This window comes from Sodalis sp. RH22 (assembly GCF_047324165.1).
In the GTDB taxonomy this organism is placed as follows: Bacteria; Pseudomonadota; Gammaproteobacteria; order Enterobacterales; family Enterobacteriaceae; genus Acerihabitans.
This window is the reverse complement of record NZ_CP178731.1, coordinates 666,986-682,922: the sequence shown is the minus strand read 5'-3', so window position 1 is coordinate 682,922 and position 15,937 is coordinate 666,986. Positions and strand designations below refer to the sequence as shown.

Annotated in this window: 12 protein-coding genes, 1 tRNA gene and 1 pseudogene; 5 read left to right on the top strand and 9 right to left on the bottom strand. The window is 59.5% G+C overall.

What is annotated here, in order from left to right; genetic code table 11:
- Positions 1-63 precede the first annotated feature (63 nt).
- Positions 64-1,635, top strand: coding sequence for a diguanylate cyclase (locus ACL2XN_RS03170; protein ID WP_413723068.1), 1,572 nt, complete (start codon positions 64-66; stop codon positions 1,633-1,635).
- An 11-nt stretch (positions 1,636-1,646) separates the two neighbouring features.
- On the opposite strand, the gene ACL2XN_RS03165 is transcribed toward ACL2XN_RS03170, so the two are convergent.
- The 9 genes from ACL2XN_RS03165 to ACL2XN_RS03125 all read right to left on the bottom strand — a co-directional run bounded on the left by ACL2XN_RS03165 (position 1,647) and on the right by ACL2XN_RS03125 (position 10,544).
- Entirely contained in the window at positions 1,647-2,408 is a 762-nt protein-coding gene (locus tag ACL2XN_RS03165) for a molybdopterin-dependent oxidoreductase (protein ID WP_413723069.1), read from the bottom strand.
- A complete protein-coding gene (locus ACL2XN_RS03160) occupies positions 2,401-2,985 on the bottom strand; it encodes a cytochrome b/b6 domain-containing protein (RefSeq protein ID WP_413731056.1) in 585 nt (194 codons plus the stop codon). The genes ACL2XN_RS03165 and ACL2XN_RS03160 overlap by 8 nt, the downstream gene beginning before the upstream one ends.
- Positions 2,986-3,118: 133 nt before the next feature.
- Positions 3,119-3,742: a hypothetical protein gene (locus tag ACL2XN_RS03155; protein ID WP_413723070.1), complete on the bottom strand. Its 624-nt coding sequence runs from the start codon at positions 3,740-3,742 to the stop codon at positions 3,119-3,121.
- Between the two features lie 348 nt (positions 3,743-4,090).
- On the bottom strand, positions 4,091-5,224 hold the full coding sequence (locus tag ACL2XN_RS03150) for a glutathione-independent formaldehyde dehydrogenase (protein ID WP_413723071.1): 1,134 nt from the start codon (positions 5,222-5,224) through the stop codon (positions 4,091-4,093).
- A 294-nt stretch (positions 5,225-5,518) separates the two neighbouring features.
- Complete coding sequence (locus ACL2XN_RS03145) at positions 5,519-6,502, bottom strand: MDR family oxidoreductase (RefSeq protein WP_410014630.1); 984 nt, start codon at positions 6,500-6,502, stop codon at positions 5,519-5,521.
- A 46-nt stretch (positions 6,503-6,548) separates the two neighbouring features.
- Positions 6,549-7,181: a TetR/AcrR family transcriptional regulator gene (locus ACL2XN_RS03140; RefSeq protein WP_410014629.1), complete on the bottom strand. Its 633-nt coding sequence runs from the start codon at positions 7,179-7,181 to the stop codon at positions 6,549-6,551.
- 138 nt (positions 7,182-7,319) lie between these two features.
- Entirely contained in the window at positions 7,320-8,936 is a 1,617-nt protein-coding gene (locus ACL2XN_RS03135) for a DHA2 family efflux MFS transporter permease subunit (RefSeq protein ID WP_413723072.1), read from the bottom strand.
- The gene (locus ACL2XN_RS03130) at positions 8,923-10,059 is read right to left on the bottom strand and encodes an HlyD family secretion protein (protein ID WP_410014627.1); all 1,137 of its coding nucleotides are present in this window, start codon (positions 10,057-10,059) and stop codon (positions 8,923-8,925) included. Before ACL2XN_RS03130 ends, ACL2XN_RS03135 begins: the two co-directional genes overlap by 14 nt.
- A complete protein-coding gene (locus ACL2XN_RS03125; RefSeq protein ID WP_410014626.1) occupies positions 10,056-10,544 on the bottom strand; it encodes a MarR family winged helix-turn-helix transcriptional regulator in 489 nt (162 codons plus the stop codon). Before ACL2XN_RS03125 ends, ACL2XN_RS03130 begins: the two co-directional genes overlap by 4 nt.
- Before the next feature lie 203 nt (positions 10,545-10,747).
- On the opposite strand from ACL2XN_RS03125, the gene ACL2XN_RS03120 reads away from it, so the two are divergent.
- The 4 genes and pseudogenes from ACL2XN_RS03120 to ACL2XN_RS03105 all read left to right on the top strand — a co-directional run.
- Complete coding sequence (locus tag ACL2XN_RS03120) at positions 10,748-12,466, top strand: ABC transporter ATP-binding protein (protein WP_410014625.1); 1,719 nt, start codon at positions 10,748-10,750, stop codon at positions 12,464-12,466.
- Between the two features lie 266 nt (positions 12,467-12,732).
- A complete protein-coding gene (locus ACL2XN_RS03115) occupies positions 12,733-14,073 on the top strand; it encodes an anaerobic C4-dicarboxylate transporter (RefSeq protein WP_413723073.1) in 1,341 nt (446 codons plus the stop codon).
- 133 nt (positions 14,074-14,206) lie between these two features.
- Positions 14,207-14,282 (top strand) — tRNA-Asn (locus ACL2XN_RS03110).
- A gap of 229 nt (positions 14,283-14,511) precedes the next feature.
- Positions 14,512-15,769 (top strand): annotated as a pseudogene (locus tag ACL2XN_RS03105) (tyrosine-type recombinase/integrase); the annotation flags it as partial.
- Positions 15,770-15,937 lie beyond the last annotated feature (168 nt).

The window sequence follows — 15,937 nt, the reverse complement described above, 5'->3', positions numbered from 1 at the left end:
GCCGCGGCGGCCGGTTGTCCCGTCCCGTTACCGAGAGTCCAGGTATGCCATTGATATAACCTTATGAGAAAAAGCAGATATTTCGGTTTTCCCCGGCCAGATAAACAGACGGCGCCATCGCCTGAACGCCCCCGCTTTACCCTGCTGTTTGAATTGGGCGCATCCGCCGCGCTGCTGATCGTCGCCCTGATAGCCATTAACGTCTGGCATCTCTGGCAAACCTACCAGTCGGCGCTGGCCAAATCCCAGACCGCCACCATGAACCTGACCCAGGCGCTGTCGCAGCATGCCAGCGACACCTTCGCCCAGGCCGAAGCCACGCTTGATGAACTGGCGCAACAGATCGCCGCCCTGGGCAGCGGCGCGGCGCAGTTGCCCAGGCTGCATCAGCTTTTCCAGCAAAAAACCGCCGGGTTAAAGCAAATCAGCGCGCTGTCGCTGTTTGACGCCACGGGCCAGATGATCGTCACGGCGGCTGAGCGGTTGCCCGCCGTCAACGGCTACGCCGACCGGGATTATTTTATCTATCACCGCGACCATCCCGAACTGACCCCTCGCATCGGCAAGGTTATCCGCAGCCGCATGACCAATGCGCTGATCGTGCCCATTTCACGCCGGCTCAACCATCCCGACGGCAGTTTTGCCGGCGTACTGCTGGAAAGCATTATGATCGATCATTTTCGCAGCTTTTATACCCGGTTTATGATAAGCGATGATTCAACGTTAATGATGCTGCTCGACAACGGTACCGTGCTTTACCGTCACCCGTATAATGAAAAAGTCATCGGCACCACCATCGCCGGTTCGCCGCTATACCGGGATAATATCCGCCAGCACAGCTCGGGTATCGTCAACAGCGCCCTGGGAGCCGATCCGGCGCAAAAACTCTATAGCTATACGCATCTCAAGCAGTTCCCGGTGATCGTCACTACCGGCCTGTCGCTGGATCAGACCATGGCGGACTGGCGCCAGGACGCGTTCAACCATGTGGTGATGACGCTTATTTTTATCGCGATGATTACCGTGGTCTGCCTGGTGCTGATGCGTCAGGCGCGCGCGCGGATGCGCGCCGAGCAACAGCTCATCCACGCCCAGCAGGAGCTGCGCAAGTTAAACCGGTCGCTGGAGCGGCTGGCGCGTTCGGACGGACTGACCGGGCTTTACAACCGGCGGCATTTTGATCTGTCGCTGGACAATGAATTCCAGCGCGCGCTGCGCACGCAGCAGGTATTGGGCATCATTCTGCTGGACGTGGATTATTTTAAACAATTTAACGATCTGTACGGCCATGTGGCCGGTGATAATTGCCTCAAGCGTATCGGGCACACCCTGAAAAACCTGCCGCTGCGCCACCGCGACGTGGTGGCGCGCTACGGCGGGGAAGAATTTATCGTCCTGCTGCCCGCCACCGACCGGGACGGCGCCCTGGCGGTGGCGCGGCGCATCCAGCAAGGGATCGTGGCGTTGAATATTCCCCACCAGGGCAGCCCGGCCGGTATCCTGACGTCCAGCCTGGGCGTTTTTGTCGGCCTGCCGGAGGCTGGGCAGGACACGCCCAGCCGGCTGGTGGTCAAGGCGGATTCGGCCCTGTACCAGGCAAAACGCCAGGGACGCAACCAGATTTGCCAGGCCTGATGATCCAGGCGTCAGATGCCGCTGAACCAGTTATACCCCTGATCTTCCCAATAACCGCCGGGGTTGGTGTTGTCCACCGACAGGGAAACGATATGCTTGGCGTTTTTAAAGCCCAGCTTGGTCGGTACCCTGAGCCTGAGCGGGAATCCATAGGCGTCCGGGAGTGCCTTGCCGGCAAAATCCAGCGCCAGGGTGGTTTGCGGATGCAAGGCGGTGGCCATGTCGATACTGGAATAATAGCGATCGGCGCAGCGGAAGCCGACGAAGCCGGCGCGCAGGTCCGCCCCGACCCGTTCAAGAAAGGTACGAAGCGGCACCCCGCTCCACTGGCCGATGGCGCTCCATCCCTCAATGCAGATAAGCCGGGTAATCTGGCTTTGCCGCGGCAGCGCCCGCAGTGTATCCAGCGTCCAGGGCCGCTTATCGGCCACCCGCCCCGACACCTCCAGCCGATAAGTGGAGAGATCGATTTCCGGCACATTATATTCGGGATAAAAAGCATTGAAGGGGAACGGGTTGGCAACCTGATCCGCGCGATAGGTTTGCGCCAGGCGCTGCCCGCTGAACAGCCAGCCCTGGACCCGGTCGTTCCAGCGCGACATGGCCCAAAGCACCTTATCCACCTCGTCGCCGTCCTGCAGGTTACAGCCGGTAAGCAGGGTCAGCGCGCCCAGGGTCAGGCCGGAGCGCAGCAACAGACGCCGCTGCAAACGATAAAGCGCCTTCTGCTGCGCCGGTTCGAGCTTTAATCCGCTGTTTGATCTGTTATTCATCCTGCGCATCCCGGGGTGAACGGCGTATAACGCCGGTGATCATGGGCCAAAAGGTGGACGGCACGGCGATCACCATCGCGACATGAACCACGGCGAATAACACTATGCCGCTCATGGCGAAAAAATGCACATACCGCGCCCGGTCGAAGCCGCCAAACAGCGCCGCCAGCCGGTAAAGCTGTACCGGCTTCCACATGGACAGCCCGGAAAGGACCAGCAGCAGCCCGCATGCCAGGGCAAACCAGTAAAAGGCCTTCTGAATGGCGTTATAACGCCCAAGCCGGTGCGCCAGGCGCAAGGTCAGCGCCAGCTTAACGTCGCGCGCCAGCGTGCGCGGCGTCAGCGGCAGGAAGTCGCGGCGAAAATGCCCGCTGCCGATACCCCACAGAATATACAGCAGGCCGTTTGCCGCCAGCGCCCACATCACCGCCAAATGCCAGGCGATGGCGCCGCCCAGCCACCCGCCCAGGGTGAGGACGCTGGGAAAGGTAAAGGCGGGAAAAATCGGCGAGGCATTGTAAATGCCCCAGCCGCTCATCAGCATGGCGCACAGTATCGGCACATTCAGCCAGTGCATGATGCGCACCGGGGCGCGGTGCCGGCGTATTTTGGTTAACGACGGGGAAGAAGATGGGTTCACTGGCGCTCCAGGATCGGCCGGTTAACAGGCCGGGCGGCCACGCCGCCCGGCCTGAAACACGCATCGGATATTACATGGGAGGCACGGTGCCGTTAACACCGGCCACAATACGCGCCGCCACGACATGATCCGCGCTGCCCGGCGCCGGGAACAGGATAATATGCGCGCCGGGTTTCAACAGCGAGCGATCACCGGGTGACAGTGTCACAACAGGCACGTCATCCGGCACCACAACCTTTTTTTCGCCGTTCTGGTACTTCACCGTCATGGTGCGTCCGTTGGCATTTACCAGCGTGCCCACGGTGCCGTTGGTCATGGTGCCGACCTGGCCGTCGGATCCCTGCCAGGGCCGGAACCCTTCGCCGGAACCGCGCAGCGACGGGTCGAACACATGGACTTCAAGGGCTTTTAAGGTGCCGTCCGGCTGCGGCGCCGCGGCGGTGCCGATAAAGCTATTCGGTTTAATATCGCTGATTTTACCCTGCGCCACCGCGGAAATGGTGGTTTTGTCATTCAGGGTGGCGGTGACCGCCGCGCCCTTGCGATCGGTGAACTGCAGCTGGTCGCCGCTGAACTGCGTCACCGTGCCCCGCACCGCCATCGGTCTGGCGGGGGCGTCCGCCGCCATGACGGCGGGGGCGCACAGCGTAAGCATGCCCAGCAGCATGCCGGATAAAAGGGTATAACGAGCCATGAACGTCTCCTGTTCCAGTTTTGCGGCCTGTGGCGCGCCGGATATAACATTTTTTATACGACTTTATAACATTACGCGCGTTTTTGACATTTGGCTTGGGCAAAAAACGCTTTCGCGGCGGGAAGATGTTGAAAGATATTTCAGCATGAACGGCATCAAGGCCTGGCGCAGACAGAATAAAGCGGCGGCAGGGCATGGCGGCAAGACGATTAAAAGCGCGTGACCAGGGCGCGATGCATGGCTCACATCCTGTGGGCCATCCCGCGGGCCAACGCCTGCGGCGTTGTGCTAAAGCGCTCCCGGGTGTCGTGGTATGGCTCACCTCCCTGTGGGCCAACGCCGTATCATTCAGGGTTTGAGGATGACTTTGGTCCAGCCCTCGTCGCGATCGTCAAAATGCTGGTATGCCTCCGGCGCCTGCGCCAATTGCAGGCGATGGGAAATAATTTGTGACGGTTTCGCCTTGCCCTGGTGAATCAGGCGCGCCAGCTGACGGTTATAGGCCTTGACGTTGGCCTGGCCGGTGCGGATTTGCTGGCCTTTAAACCAAAAGCTGCCGAAATCGAACGGCATTTTACCCTCTTTGGCTAGCTCCTGGCGCGCACCCGGATCCTGCGGAACAAATACCCCCACCACGCCGATGCCGCCGGTGGCTTTGGTGGAGGCCACCAGGCTGTTCATGGTAACGGAGATATCCTCATGGCCGTGTTTATCGCAACACTGGTAGCCGACGCATTCGCAGCCGCAGTCGGTGCCGCGCCCGTCGGTCAGGTTTAAAATTTTCTCCACCGCCGCGTCGCCGACGCCGTTAATGGCCGTGGCGCCGAGTTTCTCGGCCAAGGCCAGACGGCTTGGGTGGGTATCCACCACAAACACCTGCGACGCGCCCTTGATGATGGCCGAATGGGCGGCCATCAGCCCCACCGGGCCGGCGCCGTAGATGGCGACGCTATCACCCGGACGCAATCCCGCCAGTTCCGTGGCGTGCCAGCCGGTGGGGAAAATATCGGATAGCATCACGTAATCGTCCTCTTTCTCCTGCGCGTCGCGCGGCAGCACCAGACAGTTGAAATCGCCGAAGGGCACGCGCAGCAACTCCGCCTGACCGCCCTCATAAGGTCCCATTTCGGCAAAGCCGTAGGCGGCCCCCGCCGAACCGGGGTTGGCGGTCAGGCAGAACCCGGTCAGCCCGCGTTCGCAGTTTTCACAAAACCCGCAGCCGATGTTAAACGGCAGGCAAACATAATCCCCGACCTTGATGCGCTCCACCCCCGCCCCGGTTTCAATAACCCGGCCCAGGTTTTCATGTCCGAAAATACGGCCCGTTTCAAAGCTGGTGCGGCCTTCATACATATGCAAATCCGAACCGCAGATATTGGTGGTGGTGATGCGCACCAGTACGTCGGTTGGCTTGATGATTTTCGCGTCCGGCATATCCTTCACCGCCACATCGCGTGGACCGTTATAAACGACTGCTTTCATGATTTCCTCCGGAACATGTCACTGTGATTGGGGGCAAAATGGTTTCTATCCGCATGCTTAACGGATAGACCAAAAGCCGCCGGGGCGCTATTAATGATGAGTTTTTTTACACAAAATATCGCGGCGGATAAGGATAACAATCGAGGCGGGACGTGCGTTAGAGTGAGATGACCTGTGGCATAAGGCGCTGAATAAAGGCTAATTAATCAGTATTGATGAACAGTGACCGGCGCAATACGACCTTGCGGGTACAACATCATGCCCCGCTCGGCGGCGGGGCATGATGCCTGGCGGTTAACGATTAACGTCGACGACAATCCGGCCACGGACTTTGCCGTCCAGCAGCGCGCCCGCGGTGGCGATGACCTCGCCCAGGCCGATTTCCCGGCTGATGCTGTTTAACAGGCCGTCGTCCACCAGGGCGGCGATTCGCTGCCAGGCGATCAGGCGATCGGCCACCGGGCGCATCACGCTATCCACCCCGGCCAGGGTCACGCCGCGCAGGATAAACGGCGCCACGCTTGCCGGCAAATCCATGCCCTGGGCCAGGCCGCAGGCGGCCACGGTACCCTGGTAGCGTAAACCGGCGCAGACATTGGCCAGCGTATGGCTGCCGACGCTGTCGATGGCGGCGGCCCATTGTTCCTTACCCAGCGGACGCCCCGGCGCGGAAAGCTGCGCCCGGTCGATAACCTCGGCTGCGCCCAGTTGCCGCAGATGTTCCGCCTCCTCCTGACGCCCGGTGGACGCCGTTACCTCATAGCCCAGGCGGGAGAGGAACGCGATGGCAAAGCTGCCGACGCCGCCGTTGGCGCCGGTAACCAGTACCTTGCCCCCCGCCGGCGTCACGCCGTTTTTCTCCAGCGCCAGCAACGCCAGCATGGCGGTATAACCGGCGGTGCCTATCGCCATGGCCTGCCGGGCGGTCAGCCCCGCGGGCAGCGGGATCAGCCAGTCGCCGTTCAGCCGCGCTTTTTGCGCCAGCCCGCCCCAGTGTTTTTCCCCCACGCCCCAGCCGTTAAGCAGCACCGCGTCGCCCGCTTTAAAAGCGCTATGATCGCTATGCGTGACGATACCGGCCAGATCAATGCCCGGCACCAGGGGGAACGTGCGTACCACCGGGCCTTTACCGGTAATGGCCAGCCCGTCTTTATAGTTGAGCGTGGAATACGCAACATCTATCTGCACATCGCCCGCGGGCAGCTGCGCCTCGTCCAGGCGGGTATGGCGGGCACGATAGCCTTGTTCGTCTTTCTCAACCAAGATTGCGTTAAACATGCTGATTCCTCAAATGGTCTTTAAATATCGTGAGCCCGGCAAGGGTTCAGCGCGGCAGACCGGCGAAAAACCCGTCGGCGAACCGCTGTAAAGGTTGGGGGCCGCCGGCCAGCCGGGCGCGCATTACCGCCCCTTCCCAGCCGATCCAGAAAAATTCCGCCAGGCCTTCGCAGTCCGCGTCCGGCGGTAATTGCCCGGCGGCGCGCGCCAGCCGCAGGCAGCAGGCGACCCGCTGTTGCCATTGCTGCAAAATGTCGCTGAGCTGGCGGCGGTAGCTTGCCGGCAGCACGTTGATTTCCTGCCCGAGATTGCCCACCAGGCAACCGCGTCTGAAATCGTATTTCGCCATGCCCAGGCTGAGGTCGGACACCAGCGCCCGCAGGCGCTCCAGCGGCGGCAGGGTTTCGTCCAGCAGCCAATGGTCCAGCTTGCGCAGAAAATAGCGGCCGTAGTAGTCGATAATCGCCTGCCCGAACGCTTCCTTGCTCTCGAAGTAGTAGTAAAACGAGCCTTTCGGCACGCCCACCTGCTTCAGGATGCCGTCGATACCCGAGGCGCTGAACCCCTGCTCGGTCAGGATAGCGGTACCGCAGCGAATCAGATTTTCACGGGTATCCGGCTGGTCCCGGGCGATTTTCGGCGGACGCCCGCGCCGCGCGGCAACAGTTTTTTCATTCATGGTAATAATATAGACCGATCGTCTATAAAAATCGAGTGTAACCTGTTCCACCGCGCGGTTTATTGCGCCGGATCATGATCCGGCAAACGCCAGGCCAACCGGCCTGGCGAACGTCGCGGGCAGCGTTACCCGGAGGAATCAGTCATGCGCGGTGACCGCGGCAGGCGCCGGCTCCGCCTGCAATTGCGTCGCCGGCCGGTTCCGGCCGCGCATAAACCACGCCGGGATAATCGCCAGGAAGAAAAACACCGCCACGATATAAAACCCGTCCTGATAGGCGAACAGCTGCGCCTTCGGCACCAGCATGGTTTCCAGGTAGGCCATTGAGCCGGGATTCACGCCTTGCGGTAAGCGGCTGCCGAACGGATTGCCCCAGTGGGAATAGAGCAGCGCCAGGCGGGAGATGGATTCCGCCGCCGTGGCGTTGGCGGCCGTCAGCGCCTGCGCCAGGGCGTCGCCGTGAAAAATGGTACGCCGGTCGATAATCACCGACAGCAGGTTAACGCCAAAGGCGCCGCCCAGCTGGCGGACAAAATTAAGGCTGCCGGATCCCTGGGCCAGCTTATCCGCCGGCAGCGCCCGCAGCGCCCCGGCGTTCAGCGCCGGCAGCATAACGCCCAACCCGATACGACCCAGCACGACCCACAGGGCCATGGTCCAGAAAGGGGTATCGACATCGACGCCGCCGGACAGCCAGCAGGACAGGCCGAAAATCGCCAGCCCGGCCATCACCGGCAGATGCGGCGGCAGGCGATCGCTCAGTTGTCCGGCAATGGGAAATATCAATCCCAGCACCAGCCCGGAGGGCATCAGCAATAATCCGGAGCGGGTGGGCGTATACCCCTGCACGGTTTGGACAAACAGCGGGATGATATAGGTGGAACCGTAAATGCCGGCCCCCAGCGCGAAGGCCACCACGCACCCGGCGGAAAAACGCAGGTTATTGAATACCCGCAGGCTAAGCAACGGCTGCGGCGCCACCAGTTCCCACAGGATAAACGCGGCGGCGGTTATCAGGGCGGCGGCAAACATGCCGATAATAAAAAAAGAATCCCATCCCTCGCGCTGGCCGTTGGACAAACCGGTGAGCAGCGTGATCAGCGCGCAGACCAACAGCAAAAACCCGAGGCCGTCGAACCTGCGGCGCGGCGCGGCGGCCTGCTTATCCAGCCCCGGCAGGATAACCATCGCCGCCGCCATGCCGGCAACGCAGAATGGCACCACCACCAGAAAGACAAAACGCCAGTCGTACTGATCGACCATCAGGCCGCCGACCGTCGGCCCCAGCGCCGGGGCCAGCACCACGCCCACCCCATAGATGCCCATGGCCTTGCCGCGCTGCGCGGGAGGAAATACCTGCGAGAGCACCACCATCGCCATCGGCTGGATAATGCCCGACGCGCAACCCTGCAGCACCCGGGCCAAAATCACTTCGGCGCCGCTGGCGCTGGCAAAGCCCAGCAGGCTGCCGGCGATAAACACCGCCAGCGCGCCGACAAACGCCCGCCGGTAGCCGAACCGCTCCAATACCCAGGCGGTCATCAGCATGGTGGCGGTCATCGAGGCTAAAAAAGCGGTGGAGAGCCATTGCACCTGATCCTGCCCCAGGCCAAACGCCCCCATGATATCGCGCATGGCCACGTTAACGATGGTGGCGGTGGCGGTGGTGGCGATGGTGCCCAGCATCACCGTGCCGGTGGCCAGCCAGCGATACGCGGGACCAAAACGCTGCGCCTGGGTCTCAATGGGCGACATTGATGGCCACCTCAACCATCAGGCCGGGTTTCAGCCGCGCGTCGGCCTGGTCAAAGGCAATACGCACCGGCACCCGCTGGGTGATTTTGGTAAAGTTGCCGGACGGATTGGGACTGGGCAGCAGGGCGAATTGATTGGTGGCGGTATTGCCGACCCGGATCACGTGCCCATGGGAAACCAGATCGGGATAGGCGTCGATGCCGATATCCACCGGCTGGCCCACCGCCACCTTATTCAGCGCCGTTTCCTTAATGTTCGCCTCCACCCAGACGTTGTGCGGATCGTGGACCATCATCACCCACTGTCCTGCCTGCACATAATCCCCCACATCGCCCAGCGTACGATCCACCACCCCATCCACCGGCGAGCGCAGGGTACGATCGGCGATTTCCTGGGTAATCTGCTGCGCCTGCGCCGTCAGCGCCACCAACTGCTGGCGCTGCATATCGATCTGCCGGTCCAGCACCTGCAGCTGCCCGCGCTGCGCCCGGGCATTGGCCAGCGCCGCCCGCTGCGACAGCAGCTGCGCCTCGGCCTCCCGCTGCTGATCCTGACGCTGCAGCAGGGCGGTATGGCTTTCATCCCAGGTCTTGCGCGGCGTCAGTCCGCTTTTCACCAAACTATCGTCACGCTGGAAATTGGCTTGCGCCAGCGCCAGCTGATGCCCGGCGTCGGACAGCGTCGACTCCGCCACGGTCAGCTGCGCCTGCGCCTGCTCAAGGGTGGCCTGGGTGGTTAAATCGGCGGTCTGGCGCTGCGCCTCGGTATAGCGGATTTGCGCATTGGCGGATGCCAGGTCGCCTTGCACCGCCGCCAGCCGCAGCCGGGCGTCGCGGTCGTCGATCTGCGCCAGGACCTGGCCTTTTTTAACATGATCGCCATCCATCACCGGACGCGCCACCAGCCAGCCGTCCACCCGGCTGGCCAGGGTCACCACCTCGCCGCTAATATGGGCATCATTCTCGGCCACATGGGCAAAACGCCAGTCAAGCCAGGTGATAAACCAGATAGCCAGCGCTATCACCACCACCAGCCCGGCGATAACCCAGGTTTTCTGCCGATTGTTAAGACGTTTAAACCGGGTGAGGGACAGAAATCGCCGCTCGTGTACACCACTATTCATACGGGTTCCCTGTCGACGACGGCCAAACTGACCAGCACCTGTTCCAGCAAACGGTTCATTTGTTCGATATCGTTATCGTCCACGCCGGCCAGCGCCCGATCGCGCACCTGCTGGGCCATCCCCTCCACCTGCTGGACCCGCTGCATGCCGGATTCGGTCAGATGGATCTCTTTGGCGCGGCGATCGCTGCCTTCGCGCCGCTCGATAAACCCCTGGTTTTGCAGGTTATCCAACAGGCGCACCACCGAGGACGCATCCAGATAAATGGCTTCGGCCAGGTCTTTTTGCAGCATCGGCTTGTCCGCGCGCGCCAGGTATAACAGCGGCACCCAGGTGGCTTCCGTCAGGCCATAGGGCTGGAGCTTGCGATCGATGACCCGCCGCCATTGCCGCGCGGTCTGGGCAATCAGGTTGGCGAAATGGCGCTTGGGCGACGGAGCGGGCAGCGTTGAATCGGTTAAAGACGAGGTAGGAGTTGATGACATAAGGAATAGATTCCAACACATTAGTTGATATATAAATAATAACTCCCTGTACCTATATATTGTCAAGACTTTACCGGCGCGACACGCCATTCCCCCTGCCCCATTGACCTTACTGGCGATTACGAGGCATTATCATTTGGTCAACATATTCATAATCATCGTAAAAGTGATCCCGCACTGCGATTTTGTCAGAGGACGCATTGATGCTCCGCCGTTTTTTTAGCTACTACCTTCCTTATAAGCGCTTGTTTGCGCTCGATTTCGGCTGCGCCATTCTCGCCGGCCTGCTTGAGCTGGGTTTTCCCATGGCGGTAAAACTCTTTATCGACAAATTACTGCCCGCCCAGGACTGGGTGCTGGTATGCGTCTCCGCCGCCGGCCTGCTGCTGATTTATTTGCTCAATACCGGGCTGATGGCGGTGGTTAACTATTGGGGCCACGCCCTGGGCGTGGGCATAGAAACCGATATGCGCCGCGAGGCGTTTAATCATCTGCAGAAGCTCTCGTTCCGTTATTACGACAATACCAAGACCGGCCACATCATCACCCACGTCACCAAGGATCTGGAGGAGGTCGGCGAAATCGCCCATCACGGCCCGGAAGATCTGTTTATCGCCCTGATGACGTTTATCGGCGCGTTTATCCTGATGGCCACCGTCCATGTGCCGCTGGCGATGCTGACCGTTATCATTGTCCCCGCCATGACCTGGCTGGTCAGCAGCCAGGGCGCGCAGATGACGGACACCTGGCGCAAGCTGTTCCGCCAGGTGGGTAATTTCAACGCCCGCATCGAGGAGAGCATCGGCGGCATCCGCGTGGTCAAGGCCTTTGCCAACGAACGCCAGGAAGAAGCCCTGTTTGCCCGTGATAACGACAGCTACCGCGCCACCAAGCTGCGCGCCTACCGCATCATGACCGCCAGCCTGACCCTAAGTTATCTCAGCACCCGCCTGGTCCAGCTGATCGTGATGGTTGCCGGCACCTGGTATGTGATCAAGGGCGAGCTAAGCTACGGCGGTTTTGTCGGTTTCCTGCTGCTGGTGGAAGTCTTTTTCCGCCCGGTTGCCAAGATTTCGGCGGTGCTGGAGAGCTATCCCAAGGGCATTGCCGGCTTTAAGCGTTTTACCGGGCTGATGGATACCGTGGCCGATATCACCGACCGCCCCGCCGCCCTGGCGGTGGACAGCCTGCGCGGCGATATCGTCTATCGCGACGTCAGCTTCGGCTACCGGGCCGATAAACCGATCTTCAGCCATCTGAACCTGACCATCCGCGCCGGCGAAACCGTAGCCTTTGTCGGCCCGTCCGGCGCGGGTAAAACCACGCTGTGCTCTTTGCTGCCGCGCTTTTATGACGTGGATGCCGGAAGCATCAGCGTGGACGGCATCGATATCCGCGATATGACCCAGGCTTCGCTGCGCGGCAATATCGGCATTGTGCAACAGGACGTATTCCTGTTCGGCGGATCGATCCGCGAAAATATCGCCTATGGCAAACTGGACGCCACTGATGAGGAAATCTGGCAGGCGGCGCGGCGGGCGCGCCTTGACGAGCTGATCGCCGCCCTGCCGGAAGGACTGGATACCCTGGTGGGCGAGCGCGGGGTAAAGTTGTCCGGCGGCCAGAAGCAGCGTCTGTCCATTGCGCGTATTTTCCTGAAGAACCCGCCAATCCTGATCCTCGACGAAGCCACCTCGGCGCTGGATACCGCCACCGAGCAGGCCATCCAGCACTCGCTGTCCGACCTGTCACGGGGACGTACCACGCTGGTGATAGCCCATCGCCTGGCCACTATCCAGCATGCCGATCGCATCGTGGTGGTGGATACGCAGGGCATTATTGAACAAGGCAGCCATAAGGAACTGCTGTTGCGGCACGGCACTTATGCCCGCCTGCATCAGGCCCAATTCGGCGCGGCCTGATTGCCGCGCGAATTAACCGAATAGCGTTGAAGTTATGTTAATGAAATAACCTCAACGGCTATTCTTTTTGACCAAAAACAATAATCATCCATTAATTACAAGACAATGCAATTATAACTCAGGGTATTATATCTTGTGACTCATCTCGCCTATTAATCAATTTTCTCGTAATAACACCCCTATCTTAGATTTGACGCAACGAATTGTGTGGTCAACAGGCCGATATTAGCGGTTAACAAAAAACGTTAACTTTCTTTGAGGAATGTATGGACTTCTTTATTCAACTGGCCGTTATTCTGGCCTGTCTGTTATACGGCGCCAGAAAGGGCGGTATCGCCCTCGGCCTCCTGGGCGGTATCGGGCTGGTTATCCTGGTCTTCGTCTTCCATCTCGAACCCGGTAAACCCCCGGTCGACGTCATGCTGGTGATTATCGCCGTGGTCGCCGCCTCCGCCACCCTGCAAGCCTCCGGCGGCCTGGACGTCATGCTGCAAATCGCCGAGCGACTCCTGCGGCGCAACCCCAAATACGTCTCCATCGTCGCCCCCTTCGTCACCTGCTGCCTGACCATCCTCTGCGGCACCGGCCATGTGGTCTACACCATTTTGCCCATCATCTACGACGTGGCGATTAAAAATAATATCCGCCCCGAACGTCCCATGGCCGCCAGCTCCGTCGGCGCCCAGATGGGCATTATCGCCAGCCCCGTGTCGGTCGCGGTGGTCTCCCTGGTGGCCATGCTCGGCAATGTGTCTTTTAACGGCCGCCACCTCGATTTCCTCGACCTGCTGGCCATCACCGTTCCCTCCACCCTGTGCGGCATCCTGGCCATCGGTATCTTCAGCTGGTTCCGCGGCAAGGACCTGGATAAGGACGAGGTGTTCCAGAAATTTATCGCCGACCCCGAAAACCGCCACTATGTCTACGGCGATACCGCCACCCTGCTCAACCAGAAGCTGCCGCGCAGCAACTGGGTGGCGATGTGGATTTTCCTCGCCACCATCGCCGTCGTCGCGCTGCTGGGCGCGATGCCGCAGCTGCTGCCGGTGTTCGGCGGCAAACGGCTGTCGATGGTATTGGTTATCCAGATGTGCATGCTATTTTCCGGCGCCCTGATTATCATCGCCACCAAGACCAACCCGGCGGCCATCTCGAAAAACGAAGTCTTCCGCTCCGGCATGATTGCCATCGTGGCGGTCTACGGCATCGCCTGGATGGCGGAAACCATCTTCGGCGCGCACCTGGCCGAAATCGAAGCCAGCCTCGGCGCCATTATCAAGGTCCATCCCTGGGCCTACGCGCTGGCGCTGCTGGTGGTCTCGAAGTTCGTCAACTCCCAGGCCGCGGCGCTGGCGGCGATTGTGCCCCTGGCCCTGGCCATCGGCGTCGACCCGGCCTATATCGTCGCCTCGGCGCCCGCCTGCTACGGCTATTATATCCTGCCGACCTATCCCAGCGACCTGGCGGCTATCCAGTTTGACCGTTCCGGCACCACCCATATCGGCAAGTATGTCATCAACCACAGCTTTATCCTGGTGGGCCTGCTTGGCGTGGGCGTCTCCAGCCTTGTCGGCTGGATCCTGGCCGCCGCCTACGGCTTTTTATAATAATCCGCTAGAAAATCCCGCCGCATTGCGGCGGGATGCGGGCGAATGCGCAATCTCTGAGCAAACAGACCCTTTACGTCCCTTCCCCCTTTGACATCGCCCACCACCATCGCTATTATGCGAACCCAGCGATTCCTCTGTAGTTCAGTCGGTAGAACGGCGGACTGTTAATCCGTATGTCACTGGTTCGAGTCCAGTCAGAGGAGCCAAATTCTGTTCTGTGGATGTCTACCGATGTCCATAGGTCATTGATAGAAGGATGAAAACCATCCTTCTATGCTCCAGCGACGTCCACTGAAATCCACCTGTATCCGATACTTTTAAGTCCATGTTTAAGTCCATCGGAAATGCGGGTGAGTTTGGTTCCGGATTGTTGCTTTATGATTGTTCGATTGGAAACCAGAATCCAGCTCTGACCAACAATCAGGAGCTACGATCATGGCACTTTCCGATACCGCAGTCCGCCGGGCCAAAATTACCGGCAAAGCCTATACCCTCTCCGATGATGCCGGCCTTTCGCTTGCTGTTTCACCCAAAGGTGGAAAAACCTGGCACTTCCGCTATTACTGGGGCGGAAAACAAAAGCGCATTTCTCTCGGTTGCTATCCAAGCGTCACACTCCGTGAAGCAAGACAGTTAAGAGATCATGCTTCTGCTCTGTTGGCAAAAGGCATTAATCCACGGACTGCCCGTGAGCAGCAGCGCTATGCCACCTTTCTCGCCTCTGAGAACAGCTTTGAAACCGTATTCAAGGAATGGACTGAATACCGGGCACTCACGTCGAAAGAAGGCAGAAAGTCGCCTCTTTCCCAGTGCCAGCGCGTTTTCAAGAATGATGTCCTGCCGAGAATTGGCAAAACATCTATTTATGATGTCCGCCGGACCGACCTGTTACAAATCATGAGCAGAATTGAACACCGCGGCGCATTCACCGTTGCCGAAAAAGTCCGCGGCTGGTTGAATCAGATATTCCGCTTTGCTTTAGTAAAAGTGGAAGGATTGGAGAATAACCCTGCTACCGACCTGAAGGTGGTCGCACTGCCTAAACCCCCTTCTGTCCATAATCCCTTTTTATGGATGCATGAAATCCCGGCTTTTTTACAAAACCTACGTCGTTATCCTGGCCAACCGAACACCCAGATGGGGCTTCGCCTGTTGCTGCTGACCGGTGTTCGCACCGGCGAGCTACGCCTGGCGACACCAGAGCAGTTTGATCTGGAGCGCGGGTTATGGTTTATTCCACCGGATAACGTAAAACAGCTAAAAAAGCTTTTGCGCAAGAATGGAAGACACTCGCAAGATATCCCGCCCTACACTGTCCCTTTATCTGTACAGGCTATTGAAATCATCTACCACTTGCTCGGAAATAGTAGACCTGCACAGCGATTCCTATTTCCCCACAATTCTGACCTGAAAAAGCGCATGAGTGAAAACACACTCAACCAAGCCCTCAAACGAATGGGATATAAAGATCGTCTGACTGGCCACGGTGTCCGCGGCACAATTTCAACGGCACTGCATGAAATTGGTTATCCAAAGGCATGGATAGAAGCACAGTTATCTCATACCGACCCGAACAAAGTGAGCGCAGCCTACAACCATGCGGCCTACGTTGAACAGCGGCGGATCATGATGCAGGACTGGGCGGACCGTCTTGATATGTTAGAACAAGGGCATATGGAAGCCGCCAATAGCCGGTTGGTTATTCAAATCGCGGGGATCCAAACAATGTCCGGCATGGATTCGGACATAACTTGTGAACCCTCTCAGGTGATAAGTGTCAATAGGGAATTTAACTGGGTTGACCCACGCATGCACCATCTTTCGGCGCTTGGGCAAGTCATGAATTCGGTTATAGTCCCGC

Excerpts from the sequence above, each read along its gene's own strand:
- ACL2XN_RS03140 (WP_410014629.1), bottom strand. The coding sequence starts at position 7,181 with ATGAATGAAAAAACTGTTGCCGCGCGGCGCGGGCGTCCGCCGAAAATC.
- ACL2XN_RS03135 (WP_413723072.1), bottom strand. The coding sequence starts at position 8,936 with ATGTCGCCCATTGAGACCCAGGCGCAGCGTTTTGGTCCCGCGTATCGC.
- ACL2XN_RS03155 (WP_413723070.1), bottom strand. The coding sequence starts at position 3,742 with ATGGCTCGTTATACCCTTTTATCCGGCATGCTGCTGGGCATGCTTACG.
- ACL2XN_RS03115 (WP_413723073.1), top strand. The coding sequence starts at position 12,733 with ATGGACTTCTTTATTCAACTGGCCGTTATTCTGGCCTGTCTGTTATAC.
- ACL2XN_RS03165 (WP_413723069.1), bottom strand. The coding sequence starts at position 2,408 with ATGAATAACAGATCAAACAGCGGATTAAAGCTCGAACCGGCGCAGCAG.
- ACL2XN_RS03150 (WP_413723071.1), bottom strand. The coding sequence starts at position 5,224 with ATGAAAGCAGTCGTTTATAACGGTCCACGCGATGTGGCGGTGAAGGAT.
- ACL2XN_RS03130 (WP_410014627.1), bottom strand. The coding sequence starts at position 10,059 with ATGAATAGTGGTGTACACGAGCGGCGATTTCTGTCCCTCACCCGGTTT.
- ACL2XN_RS03170 (WP_413723068.1), top strand. The coding sequence starts at position 64 with ATGAGAAAAAGCAGATATTTCGGTTTTCCCCGGCCAGATAAACAGACG.
- ACL2XN_RS03160 (WP_413731056.1), bottom strand. The coding sequence starts at position 2,985 with ATGCACTGGCTGAATGTGCCGATACTGTGCGCCATGCTGATGAGCGGC.
- ACL2XN_RS03145 (WP_410014630.1), bottom strand. The coding sequence starts at position 6,502 with ATGTTTAACGCAATCTTGGTTGAGAAAGACGAACAAGGCTATCGTGCC.
- ACL2XN_RS03120 (WP_410014625.1), top strand. The coding sequence starts at position 10,748 with ATGCTCCGCCGTTTTTTTAGCTACTACCTTCCTTATAAGCGCTTGTTT.
- ACL2XN_RS03125 (WP_410014626.1), bottom strand. The coding sequence starts at position 10,544 with ATGTCATCAACTCCTACCTCGTCTTTAACCGATTCAACGCTGCCCGCT.